Here is a 23,025-nt window from a genome sequence, read left to right on the forward strand (position 1 = left end):
ATGACTCAGCAGGTGGAGATCGGCCGGGGCAAGTCGGGCCGCCGGGCGTACTCGCTCGACGAGATCGGCCTCGTGCCCTCGCGGCGCACCCGCGACCCGGAAGAGGTCTCGATCGCCTGGCAGATCGACGCGTACCGGTTCGAGCTGCCCGTCGTCGTCGCGCCGATGGACAGCGTCGTCTCGCCCGCCACCGCGATCGAGATCGGCCGGCTCGGCGGTCTCGCCCCGCTCGACCTCGAAGGTCTCTGGACCCGGTACGACGACCCGACCTCGCTGCTGGAGGAGTGCGCCTCCCTCAGCGCCGAGGCGGCCACCAAGCGGCTCCAGGAGATCTACGCGGCCCCGATCAAGGAGGAGCTGATCGGGCGGCGCATCGAGGAGATCAGGGCCGCCGGGGTGACCACCGCCGTCCGGCTGTCGCCGCAGCGCACCGTCCAGTACCACAAGGCGGTGATCGACGCCGGTGTCGACATCTTCGTCATCCGCGGCACCACGGTTTCCGCCGAGCACGTCTCCGGCCGGGCCGAGCCGCTGAACCTCAAGCAGTTCATCTACGAGCTCGACGTGCCGGTCATCGTCGGCGGCTGCGCCACCCACACCGCCGCGCTCCACCTGATGCGCACCGGCGCCGCGGGCGTGCTGGTCGGCTTCGGCGGCGGCGCCTCCCACACGACCCGCAACGTGCTGGGCGTGGCGGTGCCGATGGCGACCGCGATCTCCGACGTGGCGGCGGCCCGCCGCGACTACATGGACGAGTCCGGCGGCCGCTACGTGCACGTCATCGCCGACGGCGGCATGGGCACCTCCGGCGACATCGCCAAGGCCATCGCCTGCGGGGCCGACGCCGTCATGGTGGGCTCGCCGCTGGCCAGGGCCACCGAGGCGCCGGGGCGCGGGTTCCACTGGGGCTCCGAGGCGCACCACCCCGACCTGCCGCGCGGGCGCCGGGTCGGGTTCGGCTCGGTGGGCACGCTGGAGCAGATCCTGCACGGCCCGTCGAGCGTGGCCGACGGGTCGATGAACCTCATGGGCGCGCTGAAGCGGACGATGGCCTCCACTGGTTACTCCGACATCAAGGAGTTCCAGCGGGTGGAGGTCGTGGTCGCGCCGACCCAGTAACGGCGCGCCACGCTCTCAGCCGGAGAAGAAGGCGGTCAGGGCCGGGGCGAGCGCGTCGGCCTGGACGTCGTGGGTCTGGCCGTCCAGGGTGCGGTGCTCCGCCGTCGGGATGGCGTCCGCGGTGGCCTTGGCGGCCCCCTGCAGCTCGTCGGGGCCGGCGCCGCCGGAGAGGACCAGGGTCGGCACCGTGATCGCCGACGCCAGGTCGCCCGGCACCCGGCCGCCGCCGAGCAGTTCGTCGTCGTACGCGAGCGTCGGCGCGATGGCCTCCAGCACGGCGAACATCGGCTGGGCGCGCATGCCGTCGACGGCCTGGGGCGGCATGCCGACGTGGGCCATGAACAGCGCGACGGCGTCGCCCGCGCGTCCGGCGGCGAGCAGCTCGCGCAGGCGGGCGGTGTATGCGGCGTTGCCGGGGCCCTCGATGAACGGCGGCTCGTAGAGGGCGAGTCTGGTGATGCCGGGGCCGGTCGCCGCGGCTCGCAGGGCGAGGGCCGCGCCGGAGGAGATGCCGTAGACGTACGCCTCGCCGCCCGCCTCGGCGATGAGCGCCTGGAGGTCCTCGACCTCGCGGGCGGGCGCGTACGGCAGGGTGTCGGTGCTCTCGCCGCGCCCGCGCCGGTCGTAGGCGTAGACCGTGAACGACGAGCTGAGCAGGGCGGCGAGCGGGCGCATCGGGCCCGCGGCGCGGTCACACATGGCGCCGTCGACCAGGATGAGCGCGGGGCCGTCGCCGGAGCGCTCGTAGCCGATCACGGTGCCGTCGGGTGAGGTGATCTCGGGCATGGTGGTGTCCTTCACTCGGTGAGGCCGGCCACGTAGGCGTCGAAGCGGTCGAGGCTGGTGGCGAAGCCCGCCCGCGCCTCGGCGCTGAGGTAGGCGGCCGGCACGTTGGTCTGGTGGGTGATCACCTCGGTGCGGCCGTCGCCCAGGTCGCGGAAGGTGATCGTGGTCTTCATGCCGCCCTCGACGCCGGGCTCGATCCACACCAGCCGCTCGGGGCGGCGCACCTCGACGTAGGTGGCTTTCATCGTGTACGTGCCGTCGCCGGCGTCGCTGACCATGGTGGTCTCGAAGGCGCCGCCGGGCCGGAGGTCGACGACGATGCCGTCGGCCGGGGTGATCGTCCCGGCCGGGCCCCAGAAACGGGTGAGGTGCTCGGGGCTGGTCATGCAGTCGAACAGCAGCTCGGGTGAGGCGCGGTGGACGCGTCGGTAGGTCATCTCGCCCGTCTCGGTCATGGCGTCGCGCCTCCCTGACGCCGCAGCGCGGCCAGGTGCTCGTCGAGCCGGTCGTGGCGGTCGGCCCAGACCTGGCGGTGACGGGCGATCCACCCGGCGGCGGTGTCGAGCCGCTCGGTGTCGAGGACGCACGGACGCGACTGGGCGGAGCGGGTGCGGGTGATCAGGCGGGCGTGTTCGAGCACTTTGAGGTGCTTGGAGACGGCCTGCTGGGTCATCGCGAAGGGCTCGGCGAGCTGGCCCACGGTCGCCTCGCCCTGGGCCAGGCGCTCCAGGATGGCCCGGCGGGTCGGGTCGGCGAGCGCGGAGAACACCAGGGTCAGCTCGTCTTCGGCTACGGTCACGCCTCGGAGCCTATCCACAACCTCTAGCTTGCACAACCATTCGGTTGCAAAAGGACGCGTGCCGGGGGCCCGGCGGGCGCGGTGCTCCCTGAACTTGTTGCGATTGCCGCAGCGCTCCATCGCGCACCAGCGCCTGGCCCCGGGGCGGGAGGTGTCGACGAACACCATGGGGTAGGGGTGTCGCTCGCGCACTCGCGGAAGCGCTCGGCGAGCGGGCCGGACAGCAGCTCGATCATCTCCCGCGCCAGGTTGGACAGCGCCTGCGTCGCGCGCACCGGCGGCGTCCCAGATCGCCTGGCGCAGGGTCTTGGCGGCGGTCAGGTCGCGGGCCGACGCGGGGACCGTCAGCCAACCCCGAGGGGCTGCACCGGAGTCCGGCCTTCAGCCAGGCCGTCGTGGTCGAGCAACCCGCGAAGACGATCGACATCGGCGGCCAGAACGGGGTCGACGACCAGGGCAAGGTCGTCGGCCCGACGCTCAAGGAACCGGCCACGCGGGCGTTCCGCAACATCGCGACCATCCTGGAGAGCGAGGGCGCGAGCCTGGCGGACGTCGTGCACTGGCGGATCGCCGCGGTGCAGGGCACGTCGTTCGACGAGGGGGTGGCCGCTTCCAGGAGGTGTGGAACCGGGACGATCCGCCACCGGCGATCACGGTCCACTTCGTCGCCGGGCTCGGGCCCGGGATGCTGGTCGAGACCGACGCTGTGGCGGCCGTCTGAGCCCGTGGGGCGGTCAGCGCGCGTCGGACAGCGTGGTCCTGGCGAGACGCGCGGCCTCCGGCGGGGTGAGGGCCGTGCCGCGCAGGAACGTCTCGGCGTGCGCTGCCTCACCCAGGACGGCTCTCGTCACCGCCATGATCCGATCCACGTCACCGCGTTCGGCGGGCGGCAGCGGCGCGCCCACGCTTCGCCGCGCCGCGTCCGCCGCGCCGAGCAGCAGCACCGCGGTCTCGGCCCGGCTCGCGCCGCCGGACACCGCCGCAGCGCCCGCCAGCCCCTCGAAGGACAGGGCCACCGCCCGCGGCTCCCCGAACGAGAAGGCGACCTCCAACCCGCGCAGCTGACAGTCCGCGGCCCGCGCCGCGTCCCCGCGGAGCTCGGCGGTGAAGCCCAGCTCCACGAGCAGCAGGTGCTCGCCGGCCGCCGAGGACGGGAGCTCGTCGCGAAGCCTGATCAGGTACGCCTCCGCCGCGTCGAGGTCGCCGGAGCGGCGGGACCCCAGGGCGAGCCCCATGACCGCGTGCACCTCGCCGAAGACGTAGCCCTGCTCCGCGGCCAGCCGCCGGGCCTTGTCGTGCAGGTCATGGGCCTGGTCCCAGTCATGGGAGAGCAGGGCCAGCCGGCCCAGCCCGGAGTGGCGGGCGGCCACCTCCGCCGCCAGCCCCAGCTCCTGGGCGATCCGCAGCCCCTCGGTCTGGCGGCGGGCGGCCTCGGGGTAGTCGCCCTTGATCTCGGCGAGCGTGGAGAGCGGTGACACGGTCTGCAACGCGCCCCAGCGGTCCCCGAGCTCGTGGAAGAGCGCGGCGCCGCGCAGGCCGTCGCGGGCGACGGCGTCGAGGTCACCGCCGGTCAGCGCGTTCATGGCCCGCAGCCCGAGCGTGGCCGCCGTGCCCCACGCATCGCCGGTCAGGAGGCCGAGCGCCTGGGCGTTGACCTCCTGGCTGATGGCCGGGAGCCCGGCGTGATAGAGGCCGTACGCGTGCAGCCACAGCGCCCGGCCCCGTCGTACCGGATCGTCGATCCCGGCGGACGGCGGCGGCTCCGGGCTGGAGCGGTCGCCGGTCAGCAGCGCGAACGCGGCTGACAGCACGCGCAGCTCGGCGGTCTCGGCTGTCTCGGGGGCTTCGGCGGTCTCGGCTGTCTCGTCGGCTTCGGGGGCTTCGGGGGCTTCGGGGGCTTCGGGGGCGACGGCGAGCACTGCCGACAGGGCGCGGTGGCCCTCGTTCAGCCTGCCGCGCAGCAGCCACCACCAGCAGAGGGCGGTGGCCAGCCGGACGGCCGTGTCCGGCAGGACCGGCTCCTGGAGCGCCACCCGGACGTTGGCGGCCTCGGCGTCGAGGCGGTCGAGCCACGCCTGCTGCCCCGGCCCGCGGAGCCGAGGTTCGGCCTGTTCGGCGAGGTCCAGGTAGTGGCGCAGGTGCCGCTCGCGGACGCCGTCGAGCTCCTCCGCCTCGCGCACGCGCTCCGTCGCGTACGCGGCCACCGATTCGAGCAGCCGGTAGCGCGGCCCCGCCGGGCTGTGGGCCAGGACGACCATGGACCGGTCGACCAGCCGCGCCACCAGGTCGAGCACGTCCTCGCGCGGCACCTCGGCCCCCGCGCACACCGCCTCGGCCGCGTCCAGCGTGCAACCGCCGGCGAACACGGCCAGGCGGCGCAGGACCACCTGCTCCGGCTCACCGAGCAGCCCCCAGCTCCAGTCGATCATCGCCCGCAGGGTCTGCTGCCGTGCCGGGGCGCCCCGCTGCCCGGCGGTGAGCACCCGGAAACGGTTCTCCAGCCGCGCAGCCAGCTCCCGGGTCCCCAGGCCCCGCACCCGGGTGGCCGCGAGTTCGAGCGCGAGCGGGATGCCGTCGAGGCGGCGGCAGATCTCGGCCACCGCGTCGCGGGTCTCGTCGTCGAGAGCGAAGCCCGGGGCGGAGGCGGTGGCCCGCTCGGTGAACAGCCGGACCGCGTCGGCCGGTCGGAGCGGCTCGACCGCGTACACGATCTCGCCTGTCAGGCCGAGCGGTTCTCGGCTGGTGGCCAGGATGCCGATCCCCGGCGCGGCGCGCAGGAGGAGAGCCGCGAGCTCGGCGGCAGGCTCGATGACCTGTTCGCAGTTGTCGAGCACCAGTAAGATCCGGCGCTCGCGCAGAGCGGCGGCGAGCCGGTCGGCGGGCGCCCCGGGCGTGCCGGCCGGGAGGTCGCCGCCGAGACCGAGGGCGGCCGCGACCGCCTGGGCGAGGTCGGCCACGCCCCCGCGCTGGTCGGCGAGCTCGACCAGCCATACCCCGTCAGGGAAGAGCGGACCGGGCGACGAGTCGTCCTGCGGTGCCCGCGCCGCGATCCGGGTCGCGGCCTCCACCGCGACCCGCGTCTTGCCCACCCCGCCCGGTCCGATCAGCGTGACCAGACCTGCGCCACCGAGCAGCCTGTCGACCTCCGCCAGCACATGATCGCGCCCGATCAGGGCGGTGAGCTGGGCCGGGAGATTGGTCCGGGGGCGCCCGGGGACATCACGCCCGGGGACATCACGAGGCGGGCCGGGTAAGGGGTCCTGGTGCGGGATGCGGATCGGGCCGGGCGAGGGGTGCGGGGCGTGAGGCGGGCCGGGTGAGGGGTCCTGGCGCAGGGGGCCGGACGTGCCGGGTGAGGGGTGCGGGGCGTGAGGCGGGCCGGGTGACGGGTCCGGGTGCGGGATGTGGGGCCGGTCGAGGGACGGGTCCTGGCGGAGGATCGCCTGGTGGAGAGCGGCCAGCTCCGGGCCGGGGTCGACGCCGAGTTCGTCCGCGAGCAGGCGGCGCAGCTCCGCGTACGAGGCGAGCGCCTCGCTCTGGCGGCCGGCCAGGTAGAGGGCCCGGAGCTGGACGGCGCGCAGTCGTTCGCGCAGCGGGTGGAGCGCCACCAGGCCGTCGAGCTCCGCGGCGAGCAGGAGGTGGTCGCCCGCGGCCAGCCGGGCCTCGGCCTGCTCCTCCACGACGGCGAGACGTTGTTCGGTGAGGCGGTGCGCCGCCGCGCGGACGAACTCCTGGTCGGCGAAGTCGGCGTACGCCGGCCCGCGCCAGAGCCCGAGCGCCTCGGTGAGCAGCGCGGCCCGCGTCGCGGGGTCGGCGGAGCGGGCCTCGGCGACCAGGGCCAGAAAGCGGTCCGCGTCCACCTCGTCGGCCGGGCCGAGGCGGAGCAGGTAGCCGGGCGCCTGGTGGGCCACGCGGTCGCGGCCGACCGCCCGGCGCAGCTGGGAGACCTTGGCCTGCAGGGCGTTGGCGGGGTTGCCCGGCGGCTGCGCCCCCCACAGGTCGTCGATGAGCCGGTCGGCGGCGACCGTCCGCCCCTCGTGCACGAGCAGGTCGGCGAGCAGCGCCCTGACCTTGGCTTCGAGGACCTTGACCGGGCGGCCATCGTCGTCTTCCACCATCAGGGGACCGAGCACTCCGAACCGCACGCTGGCCACCGTACACAGGACCGGGCAGCGGGCCGTCAGCGGACCGTCAGCCACTCCGAAGCGCCGGGGAGCACAGTCGTCACTGCCCCACAGATCATGAGAGATCGGACGACGACCATGTCAAGCGCAGCGTTCACCTCCCGCCTGTTCGAACCCGCCAGGCTCGGCGGTCTCCACCTGCCCAACCGGCTGGTGATGGCCCCGCTGACCCGCAACCGCGCGTCGGCCGGCGGTGTCCCCGAGCCGATCATGGCGACGTACTACGCCCAGCGCGCGTCCGCCGGGCTGATCATCGCCGAGGCGACCACGCCGAACGCGGTCGGGCAGACCTATCCCGACATCCCCGCGATCTATGACGAGGCGCACGTGGCCGGCTGGCGGCGGGTCACCGGCGCGGTGCGCGCCGCGGGCGGCACGATGTTCCTGCAGCTGCAGCACGGCGGCCGGATCGGCCACCCGGACACCAGCGGGCTGACGCCGCTCGCGCCCTCGCCGGTGGCGTTCCCCGAACCGATCCACACCCCCGGGGGGTCCAGGCCGGGGGTCGTGCCCCGCGAGATGACCGTCGCCGGGATCCGGTCCACCGTCGCCGACTTCGCCGCTGCCGCCCGGCGTGCCGTCGACGCCGGGTTCGAAGGGGTGGAGGTGCACGGCGGCAACGGCTACCTGATCCACCAGTTCCTGTCGGAGGTCACCAACCGCCGCGCCGACGCCTACGGCGGCTCGGTGGCCGGGCGCATCCGCTTCGCGGTCGAGGTGGTCGAGGCCGTCGCCGACGCGATCGGCCCCGCGCGGGTGGGCCTGCGGATCGCCCCCGGGGTCACGGCCAACGCCATGCGGGAGCACGACATCGAGCGGGTCTATCCCGCGCTCGTCGGGGCGCTGGCGGACAAGGGTCTGGCCTATCTGCACGTCGTGTTCGCCGACCCGGCCCAGCCGCTGTTCCACCGCATCCGCGGCGGCTGGCCGGCCGCGTTGATCGCCAACCCGGCGCTGCCCTGGCCGACGCCGTTCCCGGCCGACGGGGGCAGGCACGCGGGGGAGCGGCTGCTCGGGGCGGGCGCCGACCTGATCTCGCTCGGCCGGGCGTTCCTGGCCAACCCCGATCTGGTCGAACGGTTCCGGCGCGGCGCGCCGCTCAACCCGGTGCGCGTGGAGCACTGGTACGGCGGCGGTGAGGTCGGCTACACCGACTATCCCGTACTGCGGGAAGAGCTCGTCTGACGCGGCGCTCAGGCGGACGTCAGCACGCCGAGCAGGTGGGTGACCTCGCGGGCGACCGCGTCCCTGCCGGACCGCACGTACTTGCGGGGGTCGACCACCTTGGCGTCCTCGGCCAGATGGTCGCGGATCGCGCCGGTGAACGCCTTGTTCAGGTGGGTCGCGATGTTGATCTTCTTCATGCCGTGCCGTACGGCCTCGCGCAGGGTGTCGTCGGGCACCCCGGAGGAGCCGTGCAGGACCAGCGGGACCGGCAGCGCGGCCCGCAGCTCGGCGATGAGCGCCAGGTCGAGCACCGCCTCCTTGGTGGTCATGGCGTGGGAGGTGCCCACGGCCACGGCCAGCGCGTCCACGCCCGTCCTGGCCACGTAGTCGGCCGCCTCGTGCGGCTTGGTGCGGGCGCCGGGGGCGTGCACGCCGTCCTTGCCGCCGACCTCGCCCAGCTCGGCCTCCACCCAGACGCCGCGCGCGTGGCACCACGCGGTCACCTCGGCGGTCGTGGCCACGTTCTCCTCGTCGGGCAGCGCGGAGGCGTCGAACATCACCGAGCCCAGCCCGAGCGCCACCGCCTCCTCGACCAGCGCGCGGTCGGTGGCGTGGTCCAGGTGCACGGCGACCGGCACCGAGGCGGCGCGGGCGACGGCGAGCGAGGCGAGCGCGACGGGCTCCAGCGCGCCGTGGTAGCGCACGCAGTTCTCGCTGATCTGCAGCACCACGGGCACGCCGAGGGCCTCGGCCCCGTCCACGATGGCGGTCGCGTGCTCCAGCTGGATCACGTTGAACGCGCCCACCCCGGCGGGGGACTGGCGGACGATGTCGCCGATGGCGGTGAGCGGCATGACGGGTCTCCTTCAGACGATCTCGATCAGCGGGTGGACGGCCTCGTACACGCTCGCGTCGAAGGCCCCGGCCACCGGCGCGGCCACCGCGGCGGCGCCCAGCGCGGCAGCCCGGCGCAGCAGCTCGGGCCAGGGACACGGGGACACCAGGCCGAGCGCCAGCCCGGCCACCAGCGCGTCGCCGGCCCCCGTCGGGTTGCCTTCGACGGCGTACGGCATCCGCGCCCGGAACGTTCCTTCGCCCGTGGCCGCCAGCACCCCGGCCGCGCCCAGGGACACGACCACCGCCCCGGCGCCCCGCCCGCGCAGGGTCTCGGCGCCCTCCTCGGGGGTGCCGTGCGGGACGGCCCTGGCCAGCTCCTCGGCGTTGGGCTTGACGATGGCGGGGCGGCCGTCGGGCGCGTGGCGCAGCGGCTCGCCGTCGGCGTCCACGATCGCGGGCACGCCCTGGTCGCGGGCGAGTGCGGCCAGGGTGGCATAGGTGGTGGCGGGCAAGCCTCGCGGGAGGCTGCCCGACAGCACGACGGCCCGCGCCTCGCGCAGCAGCGCCTCGTACGTGCGCAGGAAGTCGGCGAACTCCTCCTCGCCCACCCGCGGCCCCGGCTCGTTGAAGAGCGTGTGCGCGCCGGGCTCGGCGACGACGAGCGTGGTGCGGGACTCCCCGGCGACCGGCACCAGGGCGTGCGCCAGGCCCGCGGCGTCCAGGTCCTGCTCGACGGCCCGGCCGGTGGGTCCGCCGGCCAGGCCGGTGACCAGCACCTCCTGGCCGAGCGCGGCCAGCACCCTGGCCACGTTGACGCCCTTGCCGCCGGCGCGCCGGTGGACCGCGGCGACGCGGTTGACCCCGTCCCAGGAGACCTGAGGCGTCTCGTAGGTGACGTCGAGCGCGGCGTTGAGCGTCACGGTGACGATCATCAGGGCTCCGTGATCCAGGCGCCGCGTCTCATCACGCCGGCCACCTCCAGGTCGTCGTCGAGCACCACCAGGTCGGCGAGCTTGCCGAGGGCGATCGAGCCCACCCGGTCGGTCAGGCCGAGCACGCGGGCCGGCGTCAGCGACGTGGCGGAGGCCGCCTCGGGCAGCGACAGGCCCAGCTCGCGCACGGCCCTGCGGAAGGCGACGTCCATGGTGAGCGTGGAGCCCGCGATGGAGCCGCCCTCGGCCAGCCGGGCCACCCCGTCGACCACCCGCACCCGCATCGGGCCGAGGAGGTACTCGCCGTCGCTCAACCCGGTCGCCGAGATCGAGTCGGTGATCATGGCCACCCGCCCGGCCCCGGCCACCGCGCAGGCCAGCCGGAGCATGGCGGGGTGGACGTGCACGCCGTCGTTGATCAGCTCGACCGTGACCCGCTCGTCCTGCAGCAGCGCCGCGATCGGGCCGGGGGCGCGGTGGCCGAGCTGCGGCATCGCGTTGTAGAGGTGGGTGGCCACGGTGGCGCCGGCCTCGATGCCGGCCAGCGTCTGCCCGTAGTCGGCCTCGCTGTGGCCGAGCGCGGCGATCACGCCCTCGGCGACGGCCGTCCGGATCGTGTCGAGCGCGCCCGGCAGCTCGGCCGCGATCGTGAGCATCCGCACGTGCCCGCGCCCGGCCTTGACCAGCCCCGCGAACTCGGCCGGCGACGGCTCGCGCAGCAGCTCCGGGTCGTGCGCGCCGCAGCGCGCCCTGGCGATGTACGGGCCTTCGAAGTGGATGCCGGCCAGCAGGCCGTCGTCGCAGAGGTCGGCCAGCGACGCGGCGGCCGCGGCCAGCCGCTCCGGGGTGTCGGTGACCAGGCTGGCCACCATCGTGGTGGTGCCGTGCCGCTCGTGCAGCGCCACCGCGTCGCGCGCCCGGTCCTGCTCGCCGGTCGGGAAGGACCCGCCCGCTCCGCCGTGGTTGTGCAGGTCGACGAAGCCGGGCACGACGTGCCGCCCGCCCAGGCTGTGGCCGGGGCGGGGGGCGGATCCGTGGCCGATGTGCGTGATGCGGCCGTCTTCGATGGTCAGCCACCCCTCGTGCACTCCGTCGGGGGTCACGATGCGGGCGTCGGCGAGAGTAAGGCTCATGGAGAAAGGATCACAGATCGGGTGAGGTGGAGGGGCTCGTCGGGGTTCAGCCCCCGGGCGAACGCCCTGGCCACCGCCACCCGCTGGGCGCGGACCAGCTCGGCCATCGGGTCCAGGCCGCTCTCGAAGAACGTGCCGCCGGTGGCCTCCACCTGGCCCCGCAGCCCTTCGGGGGCCGGGCCGAGCGTCCAGGTGACGCGGCCGGGGCCGGCGATGCTGACCGGGCCGTGGCGGTACTCCATCGCGGGGTAGGCCTCGGTCCACGAGCGGGACGCCTCGCGCATCTTCAGCGCGGCCTCCTGCGCCAGCCCGACGGACCAGCCCGTGCCGAGGAAGGTGACCTGCTCGGCGCTGATCAGCTCGTCCGGCAGCGGCTCGGCCAGCGCCCGCTCGGCGTCGGCGACGGCCCGCTCCAGGTCCTCGCCCAGGCTGGCGCGGAGCATGGCGAGCTGGGTGGTGGCGAACCGGGTCTGCACGACCGAGCGCTCGTCGGCGTAGTCGAGCACGATCACCTGGTCGGCGGCCCGCATGATCGGCGTCTCCGGGTCGGCGGTGATCGCCGTGGCCGGGACGTCCCACCTGGACAGCAGGTCGAGCACCTCGGTCGTGGTGCCGGAGCGGGACAGTGCCAGCACCCGGTCGTAGCGCCGCCCGACGGGCGCCTCGGAGGCGGCGAACGCGTCGGTCTCGCCCTGCCCGGCGCCCTCCCGGAGTGCCGCGTACGCCATCGCGACGAACCACGAGGTGCCGCAGCCCACGACGGCGACCCGCTCGCCCGGACGAGGCAGCTTGTCGGCGGGGACGTGCGCGACCGCGCGGCGCCAGCACTCGGGCTGGGACGCGATCTCGGCTTCGGTATGGGTGGACACCGCTACCTCCGTGATGCTTGTTTCTGCACTTTTTATAGCATAAATGAGCAAATATAGGCAGTGGTGGCCCCGGATGCGCGGGTATGCCACGCTTGCCCCCTTGACGGATCTCCGAAGGGAGGGTGATCGTGTCCCGATACGACCGGTGGAACGCGATCCTGGAGCTGCTGGCGCAAGAAGGCAGGCTCTCCGTCGAAGACGCGGCCGGCGCGCTCGACGTCTCCACCGCGACCATCCGCCGCGACCTCGACCAGCTCGCCCAGCAGCAGATGCTCATGCGCACCCGCGGCGGCGCCGTCGCGCAGAGCGTCAGCTACGACCTGCCGCTGCGCTACAAGACCGCCAGGCACGCCGACGAGAAGCACCGCATCGCGGCCGCCGCCGCCGAGCTGGTGCAGCCCGGCGCCGTGGTCGGGCTCAACGGCGGCACCACCACCTCCGAGCTGGCCCGCGTGCTGGCCACGCAGGCGACGCTGGAGTCCGGCTTCACCGTCGTCACCAACGCGCTCAACATCGCCGCCGAGCTGGTGGTCCGGCAGCACGTGAAGATCGTCGTCACCGGCGGGGTGGCCAGGCCGCAGTCGTACGAGCTCATCGGCCCGCTCGCCTCGGGCGTGCTGGAGCAGGTGACGCTCGACATCGCCTTCCTCGGCGTGGACGGCCTCGACGTGGAGCTGGGCGCCTCGGCGCACCACGAGGGCGAGGCCGACGTCAATCACCTGCTCATCAGCAGGGCCGCCCAGGTCGCGGTCGTGGCGGACTCCTCGAAGCTGGGAAAACGGGCATTTTCCCGTATCTGCCCCATCGGGGAGATCGACACCCTCGTCACCGACGAGCGGCTGCCCGAGGCCGAGGCCGCCCGCTTCACCGAGGCGGGCGTGAAGGTGATCCGCGCATAGCGGGTAGGTATGGACGCAAGTCTCGTAACGCTGGGGAGATGCGCATGACGGCGGGGAAAGGCGCGGCCCGGCTCGGGCCCGTCGAGCGGAGCGCGGCACTGGCGGCGATGGCCGCGCGTGAGCTCGACGTGGTGGTGGTCGGCGGCGGGGTGGTCGGCGCCGGCACCGCGCTGGACGCCGCCACGCGCGGGCTGGAGGTGGGCCTGGTCGAGGCCCGCGACTTCGCCTCCGGCACCTCCTCCCGCTCCTCCAAGCTGATCCACGGCGGCCTGCGCTATCTCGAACAGCTCAACTTCGACCTGGTCCGCGAGGCGTTGCAGGAGCGGGCGCTGCTGCTGCAGCGCATCGCGCCGCACCTGGTGCGGCCGGTGCCCTTCCTGTTCCCGATGACGCACTTCGGGTGGGAACGCCCGTACGTGGGAGCGGGCGTGATGCTCTACGACACGCTCGGCTTCGCCTCCGGGCTGACCAGGGGCGTGCCGGGCCACCGCCACCTGTCCAGGAAGCGCGCGCTGCGGCTGGCCCCGGCGCTGAAGCGGTCCGCTTTCACCGGCGCGGTGCAGTACTGGGACGCCCAGGTCGACGACGCCCGCTACGTGATGACGCTGCTGCGCACCGCCGCGACCTACGGCGCCTACGTGGCGCCGCGCGCCCAGGCCGTAGGGTTCCTGCGCGAGGGGGAGCGGGTCACCGGCGTGCGGGTGCGCGACCTGGAGTCCGGCGACGAGCTGGACGTGCGCGCGCAGCAGGTGGTCAACGCCACCGGCGTGTGGACCGACGACATCCAGGAGCTCGTCGGCGGACGCGGCCAGATCCACGTGCGCGCCTCCAAGGGCATCCACCTGCTGGTGCCGCGCGACCGGATCCACTCACTCACCGGGCTCATCCTCCGTACGGAGAAGTCCGTGCTGTTCGTCATCCCGTGGGGCCGCCACTGGATCATCGGCACCACCGACACCGAGTGGACCCTCGACAAGGCGCACCCGGCCGCGTCCCGGGCCGACATCGACTACCTGCTCGACCATGTCAACGAGGTGCTGTCGGTCCCGCTCACCAGGGACGACGTGGAAGGCGTGTACGCGGGGCTGCGTCCGCTGCTGTCCGGCGAGTCCGACGAGACGTCCAAGCTGTCGCGCGAGCACGTGGTCGCGCACCCGGTGCCCGGCCTGGTGATGATCGCCGGGGGCAAGTACACGACCTACCGGGTGATGGCCAAGGACGCCGTCGACGCCGTCGCCCACGGGCTCGACCAGCGGGTGCCGCCCTCGTGCACCGACCGCATCCCGCTGGTGGGCGCCGAGGGCTACCAGGCGCTGTGGAACTCCCGCCACCGGACCGCGCACGAGTCCGGCCTGCACGTGGCCAGGATCGAGCACCTGCTGCAGCGCTACGGCTCGCTCATCGACGAGGTGCTGGCACTGGTCGAGGCCGACCCGTCGCTGGGCGCCCCGCTGCACGGGGCCGACGACTACCTGCGGGCGGAGATCGTCTACGCCGCCACCCACGAGGGCGCCCGGCACCTCAACGACGTGCTGACCCGGCGCACCCACATCTCCATCGAGACCTTCCACCGCGGCCTGGTCGTCGCCCAGGAGGCCGCCGAGCTGCTCGCCGGCCCGCTGGGCTGGGACGACGAGCAGGTCAAGCGCGAGGTGGAGTACTACACCAAGCGCATCGAGGCCGAGCGCCTGTCCCAGGAGCAGGACACCGACCAGGAGGCCGACGCGATCAGGCTCGGCGCCCCCGAGATCGTCCCGGTGGCCATGCCCGAGTCGTCATGAGGTGAGCGGGATCCACGCCTGCTTGGCGAGCGTGGCCAGGTCGTTCACCTGGACCCCGTCGTACGAGAACGTCCAGATCGACTCGCCGATCACCATCGAGCGCTGGATGCCGGGCTGGTAGGTGTAGTCCTGCTCGGTGCGGGTGGGGTGCTCGATCGTGCCGGTCCTCCTCACCTCCGCGTCGGTGATCCTCAGGACGGCGGCGCCGGTCTGGAACCGGCCGCCCTCGTGGCTGCTGAGCGGGATGACCGCGGTGCCGGTCTTCGGCCAGTAGAGGAACGCGTGCGGGTCCCACTCGGCCTCGGAGCCCGACGCCTTCTGGAACATCTGCGACAGCCTGCGCGGCGCGGCCGGGTCGCTGACGTCGAACAGCGAGACCTGGGTGCCGAGCGTCCTGCCGTCCTTGTCCGCCTCCTGCCCGATGCCGATCAGCCGCCCGTCGCCCGCCGGGTGCAGGTAGGCCGAGTAGCCGGTGATCTTCAGCTCACCGGTCACCTTCGGCGCCGCCGGGTCCCGCAGGTCGAGCGTGTAGAGCGGGTCGACCTGCCGGAACGTGACCACGTAGCCGACCGGGCCGATGAACCGGACCGAGTAGATCCGCTCGCCCTCGCCCAGCCCGCCGACCTGGCCGACGGTGTTCATGCCGGCCGTGTCGAGCACGTACACGCTGCTGGAGCTGGCCCGGCCGTCGGCCGAGTTGAACGTGGTGGCGACGCGCAGGTGGCCGTCGTGCTCCGACAGCGAGTACTGGTTGAGCAGCCGGCCAGGCATCTTGCCGGAGGCCGCGTACACGGGCGCGCCCGGCCGCGAGACGTCGAACCGGTGCACCTCGGTCTCCTCCGGCGGCGGCCCCTGCTCCTTGGTGACGCCGGGGGTGGGCTCCTCCGGTGACGGCTCGGTCGCCGGGGCGTCCTCGACGGGCACCCTTCGGGTCGGCCACCACCAGCGCGGGTTGCTCGCGACGTACAGGCTCTGGCCGGTTCCGTAGACGATGTCGCCGTCGGCGGCCAGCGCGATCGGGTCGGAACCCGCGGTGGTGACGCCCTGGGCCAGGTCGAGCGTGTGCAGGGTGAGCAGCGAGGTGCCGGTGTAGTCGGCCGGGTGGCTGATCCGCTCGCACGGCACCGTGGCCTTCCTGACGGCGCCGGAGGCGTCGGTGATCTCGACGTCGGGCAGCCAGGCGGTCAGCGGGGCGCCGCGCACCACGGCCTGGTTCATGGCCGTGCGCTCGGCGTCGCTGGTGTTCGTCTTGGCCTCGGGGAAGCCGATGTCGGGCTGGCTGCGGGTGACGAGCCGGACCGTGGAGCCGACCATGCGGGCGTCCACGTGGGCGCCCTCGGGCTTGATCGTGCCGATCACCTTCGGCCCGCCCGCGAGGTCGACGAGCACGTACCGGGTCTCGCCCGGCGGGGCGAAGCCGTCCGCGACCCGGCTGCTCACCATGCCGCCGCCCTGGAGCAGCACCAGCGCCCGGTCACCGGAGACGAGCAGGTCGGCGGGGGCGTAGCCGCGGTCGCCGGGGGTCAGGTCGAGTGAGGCGGTGACCTTCCTGGTCGCGGTGTCGATGATCCGCAGGGTGCCGCCGGTGATCGTGAAGACGCGGTCGCCGTCGGTCTTGACCAGGTCGGGCTCGTCCACGCCGGCCTCGTGCACGTTCGTGGTCGAGTGGTCGGGGGTCTGCTTGACCGCGCTGTCCCTGGCCGACGCCGCGTCTTCCGCGAACATGATCTGCGGGCCGCCGAAGCCCCACGGGCCCACGTTCGCGGCGGCCTTCTCGCGCAGTCCGGACAGCAGTTCGTCGCAGTCGCTGTAGGAGACCAGGCGGACCGCCCCGAGCGGCTGGGTGCGCGGGGTGGCGGGCGCCTCGCCGGGGGCGGCGGAGGTGCAGGCGGCGAGGGCCGCGACGAGCGCGGCGGCCACGGCCGGGCGGGTGAGCGTCTTCATGCCCCCACAACGGATCAGGCGGGCGACCGGTTCAGGCGGGTACGGGGGTGAAGATCGGAGCCATCCTCACCTCCGAGGCCGTCCGCACGAGCGTGCGCCCCAGCGTGCCGCGGAAGTCGGCGACCCGGATGTCGTCGCCGATCCAGCAGTAGAAGTGGCGCTCGCCGTACCAGCCGAGCAAGTTGTCGCAGGGCGAGGTGAAGCTGTGGCTCAGCGCGCCGGTCCGGGCGTCCCAGACGCAGTGGTCGCCCTGCTTCTTGTCGAGGCAGTCGGTGACCAGCGCCTTCCCCGACGGGCTGAACAGCGCGTCGGTGCCCGCCCCCAGGACGCCCGTCGAGCGCAGCTCGCGGACGACCTTCCCCGAGGCGTCCAGGAAGCGCAGCCCCTTGGTTCCGGCCTCGTTGACGACGCCCTGACGCCGGTCGTCCCAGCCGAAGGTGTTCTCGTACTCGTCGGAGCCGGTGCGGGCCACCTCGACCTGGCCGGTGGCCGCGTGCACCATGACGAATCCGACGTACATCCCCTTCTGCCCCGCGCCTTTCTGGATGCTGAGCAGGATCTTGCCAGAGTCGGGCGTCCAGGCGTCGATCGAGGCCTGCAGCGGCGAGCCGATGGTTTCGACGGTCTTCCTGCCGCCGTCGCGGCGGTCGACGATCTCGATGAGGTCGCGGTCGTTGGCGGAGTAGTCGTCGCCCCGGGTCGCAAGGTAGCGGCCGTCGGGGGAGACCAGCGCCTCCCGCGCGCCGGAGTGCTTGACGAAGTCGCCGCCGAGCGACTCCCTGGCGTAGGGCACCCACTCTTTCCGCTTCTTGTCGTAGATCTCGTACGAGGTGAGCCTGATGGGGTCGTCGGGATGCTCGAACACGGTGATCGCGCCACCGGGGAGCTCCGACGGGCTGCCGGTCGGCGGCACGGTGGGCTGCTCGGCCGGCTGCCCGGTGGGCTGTCCGGTGGGCTGACCGGCGGCGGTGGCGCGCGCGGAAGCCTGGGACCGCGACGCCGTCGGGCTTTCGTCGCCCGGGCGGGCCACCAGCACGCCGGCGACCAGCAGCAGCGCGCCCGCCACGGCCGCCCCGGCGATCAGGGCCGTCCTGCGGCGCTTCCGGGCGGGCGCCGAGGCGGTGGAGCCCTGGGCCAGGATGCCCGAGGCGGCGCCCGGGTGGCGCAGCAGGCGCATGAGCACCTCTTCGGCCGTGGGCCGCCGCGCCGGGTCCTTGTCGAGGCAGGCGGCCACCACCTCGCGCAGCGGGCCGTCGAGACCGGTGAGGTCGGGCGTCTGGGTGAGCACCCGGTTGATCACCGCGGGCACCGTGTCGGAGCCGAAGGGCGCCTTCCCGGTGGCGGCGTAGATCATCGTGCCGGCCCAGGCGAACATGTCGGCCGCGGGGCCGACCTGGTGGCCTTCGACCTGTTCCGGGGCCATGTAGGCCGGGGTGCCGACCAGCGAGGCGCTGATCGTGGAGGTGGCGTCGAGCGCGCGGGCGATGCCGAAGTCGATCACCCGCGGCCCGTCGGCGCCCAGCAGGACGTTGGCCGGCTTGAAGTCGCGGTGGACGATGCCCGCCTGGTGGATGGCGGCCAGCGCGGTCGCGGTGCCGATGGCCAGGCGGTGCAGGGCCGTGCCGGTGCGCGGCCCGTCGGCCTGGACGGTCGCCGACAGCGGGCGGCCCTCGACGTACTCGCTGACGATGTAGGGCCGGTCGTGCTCGACCCCGGTGCCGAGCACGGCGGCCGTGCAGAACGGCGCCACCTGCCGGGCCACCTCGACCTCGCGCAGGAACCGGGCGACGCTGGTCTGGTCGCCGGACAGGTCGGGGCGCAGCCACTTGACCGCCACCCTGGCGCCCGAGTGGTCGGTGGCGAGGTAGACGACGCCCTGGCCGCCCGCTCCCAGCCTTCCGGACAGCTCCAGACCGCCGAGCCGCGGGGGGTCGCCGGGGCGGAGGGGCGCGATGGTGGTCATAGGGAAAATTCTGGCCTCCCTGAGGCGGCTGAGGATAACTACCGGTCGGTAGCAAACCCGAATATCCTTCTGGCATGCATCTGACCGCCGGCACCACCCGGCAGATCATCGCCCCGTTCACCGGCGAACCTCTCGCCGAACTGGCCCTGGCCGGCGCGGACGACGTGCGCGAGGCGTACCGGAAGGCGCGGGCGGCGCAGGAGGAGTGGGCCGCCCGGCCCGTGCAGGAGCGGGTGAAACCGTTCCTGCGGCTGCACGACGCGATCCTGGACCGGCGCGAGGAGATCCTGGACCTGCTCCAGGACGAGACCGGCAAGGCCCGCTCGCACGCCTTCGAGGAGGTGCTGGACGTCGCGGGCTGCGTGCTCTACTACGCCCGCCGGGCGCCCGGCCTGCTCGCCCCGCAGGGGCGCAAGGGCGTCTTCCCGATCGCCACCCGGGTCAGCGAGCTGCGCCGGCCCAAGGGCGTGGTCGCGCTCATCTCGCCGTGGAACTACCCGCTGTCGCTGGGCGTCACCGACGCCGTGCCGGCGCTGCTGGCGGGCAACGCGGTCGTGCACAAGCCCGACACCCAGACCACCCTGTCCACCCGCTGGGCCGTCGACCTGCTGGTGGAGCTGGGCATGCCGGGCGACCTCTGGCAGGTCGTGCCCGGCGACCCCGCCGAGATCGGCGAGGCGCTGCTCGACGGCGCCGACTACGTCGCCTTCACCGGCTCCACCCGCAGCGGCAGGAAGATCGCCGAGGAGGCGGCCAAGCGGCTCATCGGCTGCTCGCTGGAGCTCGGCGGCAAGAACCCGATGCTGGTCCTCGACGACGCCGACCTGGACCTGGCCGTGCAGGGCGCGGTCCGCGCCTGCTTCGCCAACGCCGGCCAGCTGTGCATCTCCATCGAGCGGCTGTACGTGCACGCCTCGCTGTTCGACGCGTTCGCCGACCGCTTCGCCCGGCAGGTGCGCAACATGAAGCTGGGCCCCGGCCGCGACTGGTCGGTCCAGATGGGCTCGCTCACCCACCGCCACCAACTGGAGACCGTCACCCGGCACGTCGAGGACGCCGTGGCCCGCGGCGCCACTGTGCTCGCGGGCGGCAAGGCCAGGCCCGACCTCGGCCCGCTGTTCCACGAGCCGACCGTGCTCACCGGGGTGACCGAGGACATGGAGCTCTGCCGCGAGGAGACGTTCGGCCCGGTGGTGGCGCTCCACCCGTTCACCACCGACGACGAGGCGGTCGAGCTGGCCAACGACACCGCCTACGGCCTGAACGCCTCCGTCTGGACCTCCGACACCGCCCGCGGCCGCGCGCTCGCCGCCCGGATCAAGGCCGGCACGGTCAACGTCAACGAGGGGTACGGCGCCGCCTACGCTTCCTACGACGCCCCTATGGGCGGCATGAAGGCGTCCGGCCTGGGGCGCAGGCACGGCACGGAGGGCCTGCTGCGCTACACCGAGGCGCAGACCGTGGCGACGCAGGCGTCCTGGCTGCGCCTGGAGCCGCCGTTCGACCTTTCCCAGGAGACGTGGGCGGACGTGCTGTCCACCACGCTCAAGGTGATGAAGTGGCTGAGGGTGAAGTGAGCGGGTTCGACGTCGTCGTCATCGGCTCCGGGTTCGGCGGCAGCGTCTCGGCGCTCCGGCTGGCGGAGAAGGGCTACCGGGTCGCGGTGCTGGAGGCGGGGCGGCGCTTCGAACGGTCCGAGCTGCCCGCCACCTCCTGGCGGCTGCGCGACTTCCTGTGGGCACCGTGGCTGGGCTGCAAGGGGATCCAGCGGATCCACCTGCTCCGGGGCGAGAAGGGCACCGGAGTGCTGGTGCTCGCCGGGGCCGGGGTGGGCGGGGGGTCGCTGGTGTACGCCAACACGCTGTACGAGCCGCTCGACCCGTTCTACCGCGACCCGCAGTGGGCCTCGATCACCGATTGGAAGGGCGAGCTGGCGCCCTACTACGACCAGGCCAAGCGGATGCTCGGGGTGACGACCAACCCGACGCGCACCGCGGCCGACGACGTGATGCTGAAGATCGCCGAGCGGATGGGCGTGGGAGACAGCTTCCGCCTGGCCCCCGTCGGCGTCTACTTCGGCCCCGACGGCGCGGACCCGTACTTCGGCGGCGCGGGCCCCGAGCGGCGCGGGTGCGTCGAGTGCGGCGCGTGCATGACCGGCTGCCGCCACGGCGCCAAGAACACGCTCACCGAGAACTACCTCTATCTGGCCGAGCGGGCGGGCGCCCGGGTCTACGCCGAGTGCACGGTCACCTCGGTCCGCCCGCTGCCGTCGGGCGGGTACGAAGTGCTCGCCCGGCGCACCGGCTCGGCCCGGCAGCGCCGCGTCTTCACCGCCGGGCAGGTCGTCTTCGCGGCCGGCGCCTGGGGCACCCAGCGGCTGCTCCACCGGCTGCGCGACGGCGGCACGCTGCCCCGGATCTCGCCCCGGCTGGGCACGCTCACCCGTACCAACTCCGAGGCCCTGCTCGGCTTCGAGCGGCTGTCGCGCGGCGGCGGGAAGCTCAACGCCGGGGTGGCGATCACCTCCTCGATCCACCCGGACGAGGAGACGCACATCGAGCCGGTCCGCTACGGCGACGGCTCCAACGCGATGGGCCTGCTGCGCACGTTGCTGATCGACGGCGGACGCAACCGGTGGAAGGCGTTCGCCGCCGAGGCCGCCCGGCGGCCGCTGCGCGCGCTGAAGCTGCTCGACCTGCGCGGCTGGTCGGAGCGCTCGGTGATCGCGCTGGTCATGCAGGTCAAGGACAACTCGATCACGGTACGGCGCGGCCGGTCCGGGCTGCGCTCGGCCCGGGGGCACGGCGAGGCGAACCCCACCTGGATCCCGGCCGGGCACGAGGCGGTGCGGATCGGGGCCGAGGAGGTCGGCGGCGAGCCGCGCGGCTCGTGGCTCGATCTGTTCGACATCCCCGCGACCGCGCACTTCCTGGGCGGCTGCGCGATCGGCGCCTCACCGGACGAAGGCGTGATCGACCCGTACCACCGGCTCTACGGGTACGACGGGCTGCACGTCGTGGACGGCTCCTCGGTGGCCGCCAACCTGGGCGTGAACCCCTCGCTGACCATCACGGCGCTGGCCGAGCGGGCCATGGCGTTCTGGCCGAACGCGGGCGAGCCCGACGCGCGCCCGCCGCTGGGCTCCCCTTACCGGACGGTCGCGCCCGTGGCCCCGCGTTCCCCGGCGGTGCCGGCCACGGCTCCCGCCGCGCTCCGGCTGATCAGCCGCTGACCGCCTCGATCTCGTCCAGCAACGCGACGAGCGTGGCGTCGTCCGTGGCCGGGGCCATCACCGTGATCCGCAGGTGACGGACCCCGGCCAGCTCGGTCGAGGTGAGGTAGAAGGTGCCGTCGCGCATCAGCCGCTCACGGATCGCCACCTGGTCACCGTCGCCGTACCGGAAGCACACGATGTTGCTCTCCGGCTCGTACGGGAGGGTGAACCCGCGCCGCTCGCGGGCCAGCTCCCAGAACCGGTGCGCGGTGTCGTACCGCGAGGCCACGTAGTCGCCGAGGCCGCGCTCGCCCCGCCAGGCCAGGTTGAGGAACACCTTCAGCCCCAGCTCGGCCTTGGTGCACTCGACCGTGCGGCGGATCTGGTCGAAGCCCTGGTCCTCGCCGTAGAACAGGTAGCTGGCCTCCTGCTTGAACGCCGCGTCCAGGTCGCTCTCCCTGCGCACCAGCACCGCGGCCGACAGCGCCGAGGTGCGCAGCATCTTGTGCGCGTCCCAGATCACCGAGTCGGCCAGCTCGACGCCGTCGAGCAGGTGGGCGTGCCGGTCCGACAGCAGCGCCGAGGCGCCGTGCGCGCCGTCCACGTGGAACCACACCCCGCGCTCGCGGCACCACTCGCCGATCGCCCGCAGGTCGTCGTGCAGCCCGGTGCCGGTGGCGCAGGCCGCCGCCACCAGCGCCATCACCCGCCGGCCTGAGAGGTCGGGCAGCCGCGCCGGGTCGATCCGGCCCAGCTCGTCCGTCTCCAGCGGCACCATCGCCCGCTGCCCGAGTCCGAGGATGGAGACCGCCCGGGAGATCGAGTAGTGCGCCGACGGCGGGGCCAGGATCACCAAGTCGCCCGGCACGCCCTCCTCCCACGCCTCCGGCACCGCCCGCGCCCGGGCCGCCAGCATCGCGGTCAGGTTGGCCAGCGAGCCGCCGTGCGTCAGCACCCCGCCGCCGGCCGGGAAGCCCACCTTGTCCAGCATCCAGCGCAGGACCTCGAACTCGACGGTGGCCGCCGACGCGCCCATCTCGTAGATGTTCATCGGGTTGTTCATCGCGCCGTGCACGAAGTCGGCCAGCGCGGCGGGGAAGTCGGGGGAGGCGGTCTGGTGGGCCAGGAACGCCGGGTGGTGCAGCCGGGTGCCCTCGGCCAGGTAGGCGCGCAGGAACGCGCGGTACGAAGCCGGGGTCATGCCGCCCTTGGCGATCAGCTCACGCAGGCTCAGCCGGTCCGCGAGCTCGCGCGGCGGAGTGCGCCGGAGCACGGGGGCCTCGCCCCGCTGGCTGTCGGCCACGTAGGCGGACAGCTCCTCGACCGTGACGCCGGCCGACTCGATGAACTCTTCCACGTTCCACATATCTCGAAATAGTGAGGACATCGTCGGCG

17 protein-coding genes and 2 pseudogenes are annotated in these 23,025 nt (G+C 73.7%); 7 read left to right on the forward strand and 12 right to left on the reverse strand.

What is annotated here, in order from left to right:
• A complete protein-coding gene (locus tag ACGFI7_RS02425; protein WP_393398183.1) occupies window positions 1-1,119 on the forward strand; it encodes a GuaB3 family IMP dehydrogenase-related protein in 1,119 nt (372 codons plus the stop codon).
• A gap of 15 nt (window positions 1,120-1,134) precedes the next feature.
• Here ACGFI7_RS02425 and ACGFI7_RS02430 read toward each other — a convergent pair whose 3' ends face one another.
• From ACGFI7_RS02430 to ACGFI7_RS02445, 4 genes and pseudogenes are all read right to left on the reverse strand, one after another.
• On the reverse strand, window positions 1,135-1,905 hold the full coding sequence (locus ACGFI7_RS02430) for an alpha/beta fold hydrolase (protein ID WP_393398185.1): 771 nt from the start codon (window positions 1,903-1,905) through the stop codon (window positions 1,135-1,137).
• A gap of 11 nt (window positions 1,906-1,916) precedes the next feature.
• Window positions 1,917-2,360, reverse strand: coding sequence for an SRPBCC domain-containing protein (locus tag ACGFI7_RS02435; protein ID WP_393398187.1), 444 nt, complete (start codon window positions 2,358-2,360; stop codon window positions 1,917-1,919).
• Window positions 2,357-2,704 (reverse strand): ArsR/SmtB family transcription factor, encoded by a 348-nt coding sequence (locus ACGFI7_RS02440; RefSeq protein WP_393399586.1) that lies wholly within the window; start codon window positions 2,702-2,704, stop codon window positions 2,357-2,359. Before ACGFI7_RS02440 ends, ACGFI7_RS02435 begins: the two co-directional genes overlap by 4 nt.
• Window positions 2,705-2,818: 114 nt before the next feature.
• Window positions 2,819-2,872 (reverse strand): annotated as a pseudogene (locus ACGFI7_RS02445) (CGNR zinc finger domain-containing protein); the annotation flags it as partial.
• A 194-nt stretch (window positions 2,873-3,066) separates the two neighbouring features.
• Here ACGFI7_RS02445 and ACGFI7_RS02450 point away from each other — a divergent pair.
• Window positions 3,067-3,291 (forward strand): annotated as a pseudogene (locus ACGFI7_RS02450) (RidA family protein); the annotation flags it as partial.
• A gap of 147 nt (window positions 3,292-3,438) precedes the next feature.
• Here ACGFI7_RS02450 and ACGFI7_RS02455 read toward each other — a convergent pair.
• A complete protein-coding gene (locus ACGFI7_RS02455; protein ID WP_393398189.1) occupies window positions 3,439-6,849 on the reverse strand; it encodes a BTAD domain-containing putative transcriptional regulator in 3,411 nt (1,136 codons plus the stop codon).
• 117 nt (window positions 6,850-6,966) lie between these two features.
• Here ACGFI7_RS02455 and ACGFI7_RS02460 point away from each other — a divergent pair, with 117 nt between their 5' ends.
• Complete coding sequence (locus ACGFI7_RS02460) at window positions 6,967-8,073, forward strand: alkene reductase (RefSeq protein ID WP_393398191.1); 1,107 nt, start codon at window positions 6,967-6,969, stop codon at window positions 8,071-8,073.
• An 8-nt stretch (window positions 8,074-8,081) separates the two neighbouring features.
• Here the strand turns inward: ACGFI7_RS02460 and ACGFI7_RS02465 are convergent, their stop codons facing one another.
• From ACGFI7_RS02465 to ACGFI7_RS02480, 4 genes are read right to left on the reverse strand one after another with little or no spacing between them, the layout of a single operon-like run.
• Window positions 8,082-8,909, reverse strand: coding sequence for a ketose-bisphosphate aldolase (locus ACGFI7_RS02465; RefSeq protein ID WP_393398193.1), 828 nt, complete (start codon window positions 8,907-8,909; stop codon window positions 8,082-8,084).
• 12 nt (window positions 8,910-8,921) lie between these two features.
• The gene (locus ACGFI7_RS02470) at window positions 8,922-9,824 is read right to left on the reverse strand and encodes a 1-phosphofructokinase family hexose kinase (RefSeq protein ID WP_393398195.1); all 903 of its coding nucleotides are present in this window, start codon (window positions 9,822-9,824) and stop codon (window positions 8,922-8,924) included.
• The gene (gene nagA / locus ACGFI7_RS02475) at window positions 9,824-10,957 is read right to left on the reverse strand and encodes an N-acetylglucosamine-6-phosphate deacetylase (protein ID WP_393398197.1); all 1,134 of its coding nucleotides are present in this window, start codon (window positions 10,955-10,957) and stop codon (window positions 9,824-9,826) included. The genes ACGFI7_RS02470 and nagA overlap by 1 nt, the downstream gene beginning before the upstream one ends.
• The gene (locus ACGFI7_RS02480; RefSeq protein ID WP_393398199.1) at window positions 10,954-11,826 is read right to left on the reverse strand and encodes an SIS domain-containing protein; all 873 of its coding nucleotides are present in this window, start codon (window positions 11,824-11,826) and stop codon (window positions 10,954-10,956) included. The genes nagA and ACGFI7_RS02480 overlap by 4 nt, the downstream gene beginning before the upstream one ends.
• Before the next feature lie 128 nt (window positions 11,827-11,954).
• Here ACGFI7_RS02480 and ACGFI7_RS02485 point away from each other — a divergent pair, with 128 nt between their 5' ends.
• Window positions 11,955-12,725 carry a DeoR/GlpR family DNA-binding transcription regulator gene (locus ACGFI7_RS02485; RefSeq protein WP_393398201.1) on the forward strand — a complete coding sequence of 257 codons (771 nt, stop codon included), beginning with the start codon at window positions 11,955-11,957 and terminating at the stop codon, window positions 12,723-12,725.
• 44 nt (window positions 12,726-12,769) lie between these two features.
• Window positions 12,770-14,506 (forward strand): glycerol-3-phosphate dehydrogenase/oxidase, encoded by a 1,737-nt coding sequence (locus ACGFI7_RS02490; RefSeq protein ID WP_393398203.1) that lies wholly within the window; start codon window positions 12,770-12,772, stop codon window positions 14,504-14,506.
• Here ACGFI7_RS02490 and ACGFI7_RS02495 read toward each other — a convergent pair.
• Both ACGFI7_RS02495 and ACGFI7_RS02500 read right to left on the reverse strand, forming a co-directional pair.
• Window positions 14,501-16,450, reverse strand: a complete 1,950-nt coding sequence (locus ACGFI7_RS02495; protein ID WP_393398205.1) for a beta-propeller domain-containing protein — start codon at window positions 16,448-16,450, stop codon at window positions 14,501-14,503. The genes ACGFI7_RS02490 and ACGFI7_RS02495 overlap by 6 nt on opposite strands.
• A gap of 31 nt (window positions 16,451-16,481) precedes the next feature.
• Window positions 16,482-18,413 (reverse strand): protein kinase, encoded by a 1,932-nt coding sequence (locus ACGFI7_RS02500; protein ID WP_393398207.1) that lies wholly within the window; start codon window positions 18,411-18,413, stop codon window positions 16,482-16,484.
• Window positions 18,414-18,487: 74 nt separating this feature from the next.
• Between ACGFI7_RS02500 and ACGFI7_RS02505 the strand changes: the two genes are divergently transcribed.
• Together ACGFI7_RS02505 and ACGFI7_RS02510 are read left to right on the forward strand one after the other, a co-directional pair.
• On the forward strand, window positions 18,488-19,990 hold the full coding sequence (locus ACGFI7_RS02505; RefSeq protein WP_393398209.1) for a succinic semialdehyde dehydrogenase: 1,503 nt from the start codon (window positions 18,488-18,490) through the stop codon (window positions 19,988-19,990).
• Window positions 19,972-21,648: an FAD-dependent oxidoreductase gene (locus ACGFI7_RS02510; RefSeq protein ID WP_393398211.1), complete on the forward strand. Its 1,677-nt coding sequence runs from the start codon at window positions 19,972-19,974 to the stop codon at window positions 21,646-21,648. Before ACGFI7_RS02505 ends, ACGFI7_RS02510 begins: the two co-directional genes overlap by 19 nt.
• On the opposite strand, the gene ACGFI7_RS02515 is transcribed toward ACGFI7_RS02510, so the two are convergent.
• Window positions 21,638-22,996 carry a pyridoxal phosphate-dependent decarboxylase family protein gene (locus ACGFI7_RS02515; protein WP_393398213.1) on the reverse strand — a complete coding sequence of 453 codons (1,359 nt, stop codon included), beginning with the start codon at window positions 22,994-22,996 and terminating at the stop codon, window positions 21,638-21,640. The genes ACGFI7_RS02510 and ACGFI7_RS02515 overlap by 11 nt on opposite strands.
• Window positions 22,997-23,025: the final 29 nt, after the last annotated feature.

It is taken from the genome of Nonomuraea sp. NPDC048826 (assembly GCF_043198225.1).
In the GTDB taxonomy this organism is placed as follows: domain Bacteria; phylum Actinomycetota; class Actinomycetes; order Streptosporangiales; family Streptosporangiaceae; genus Nonomuraea.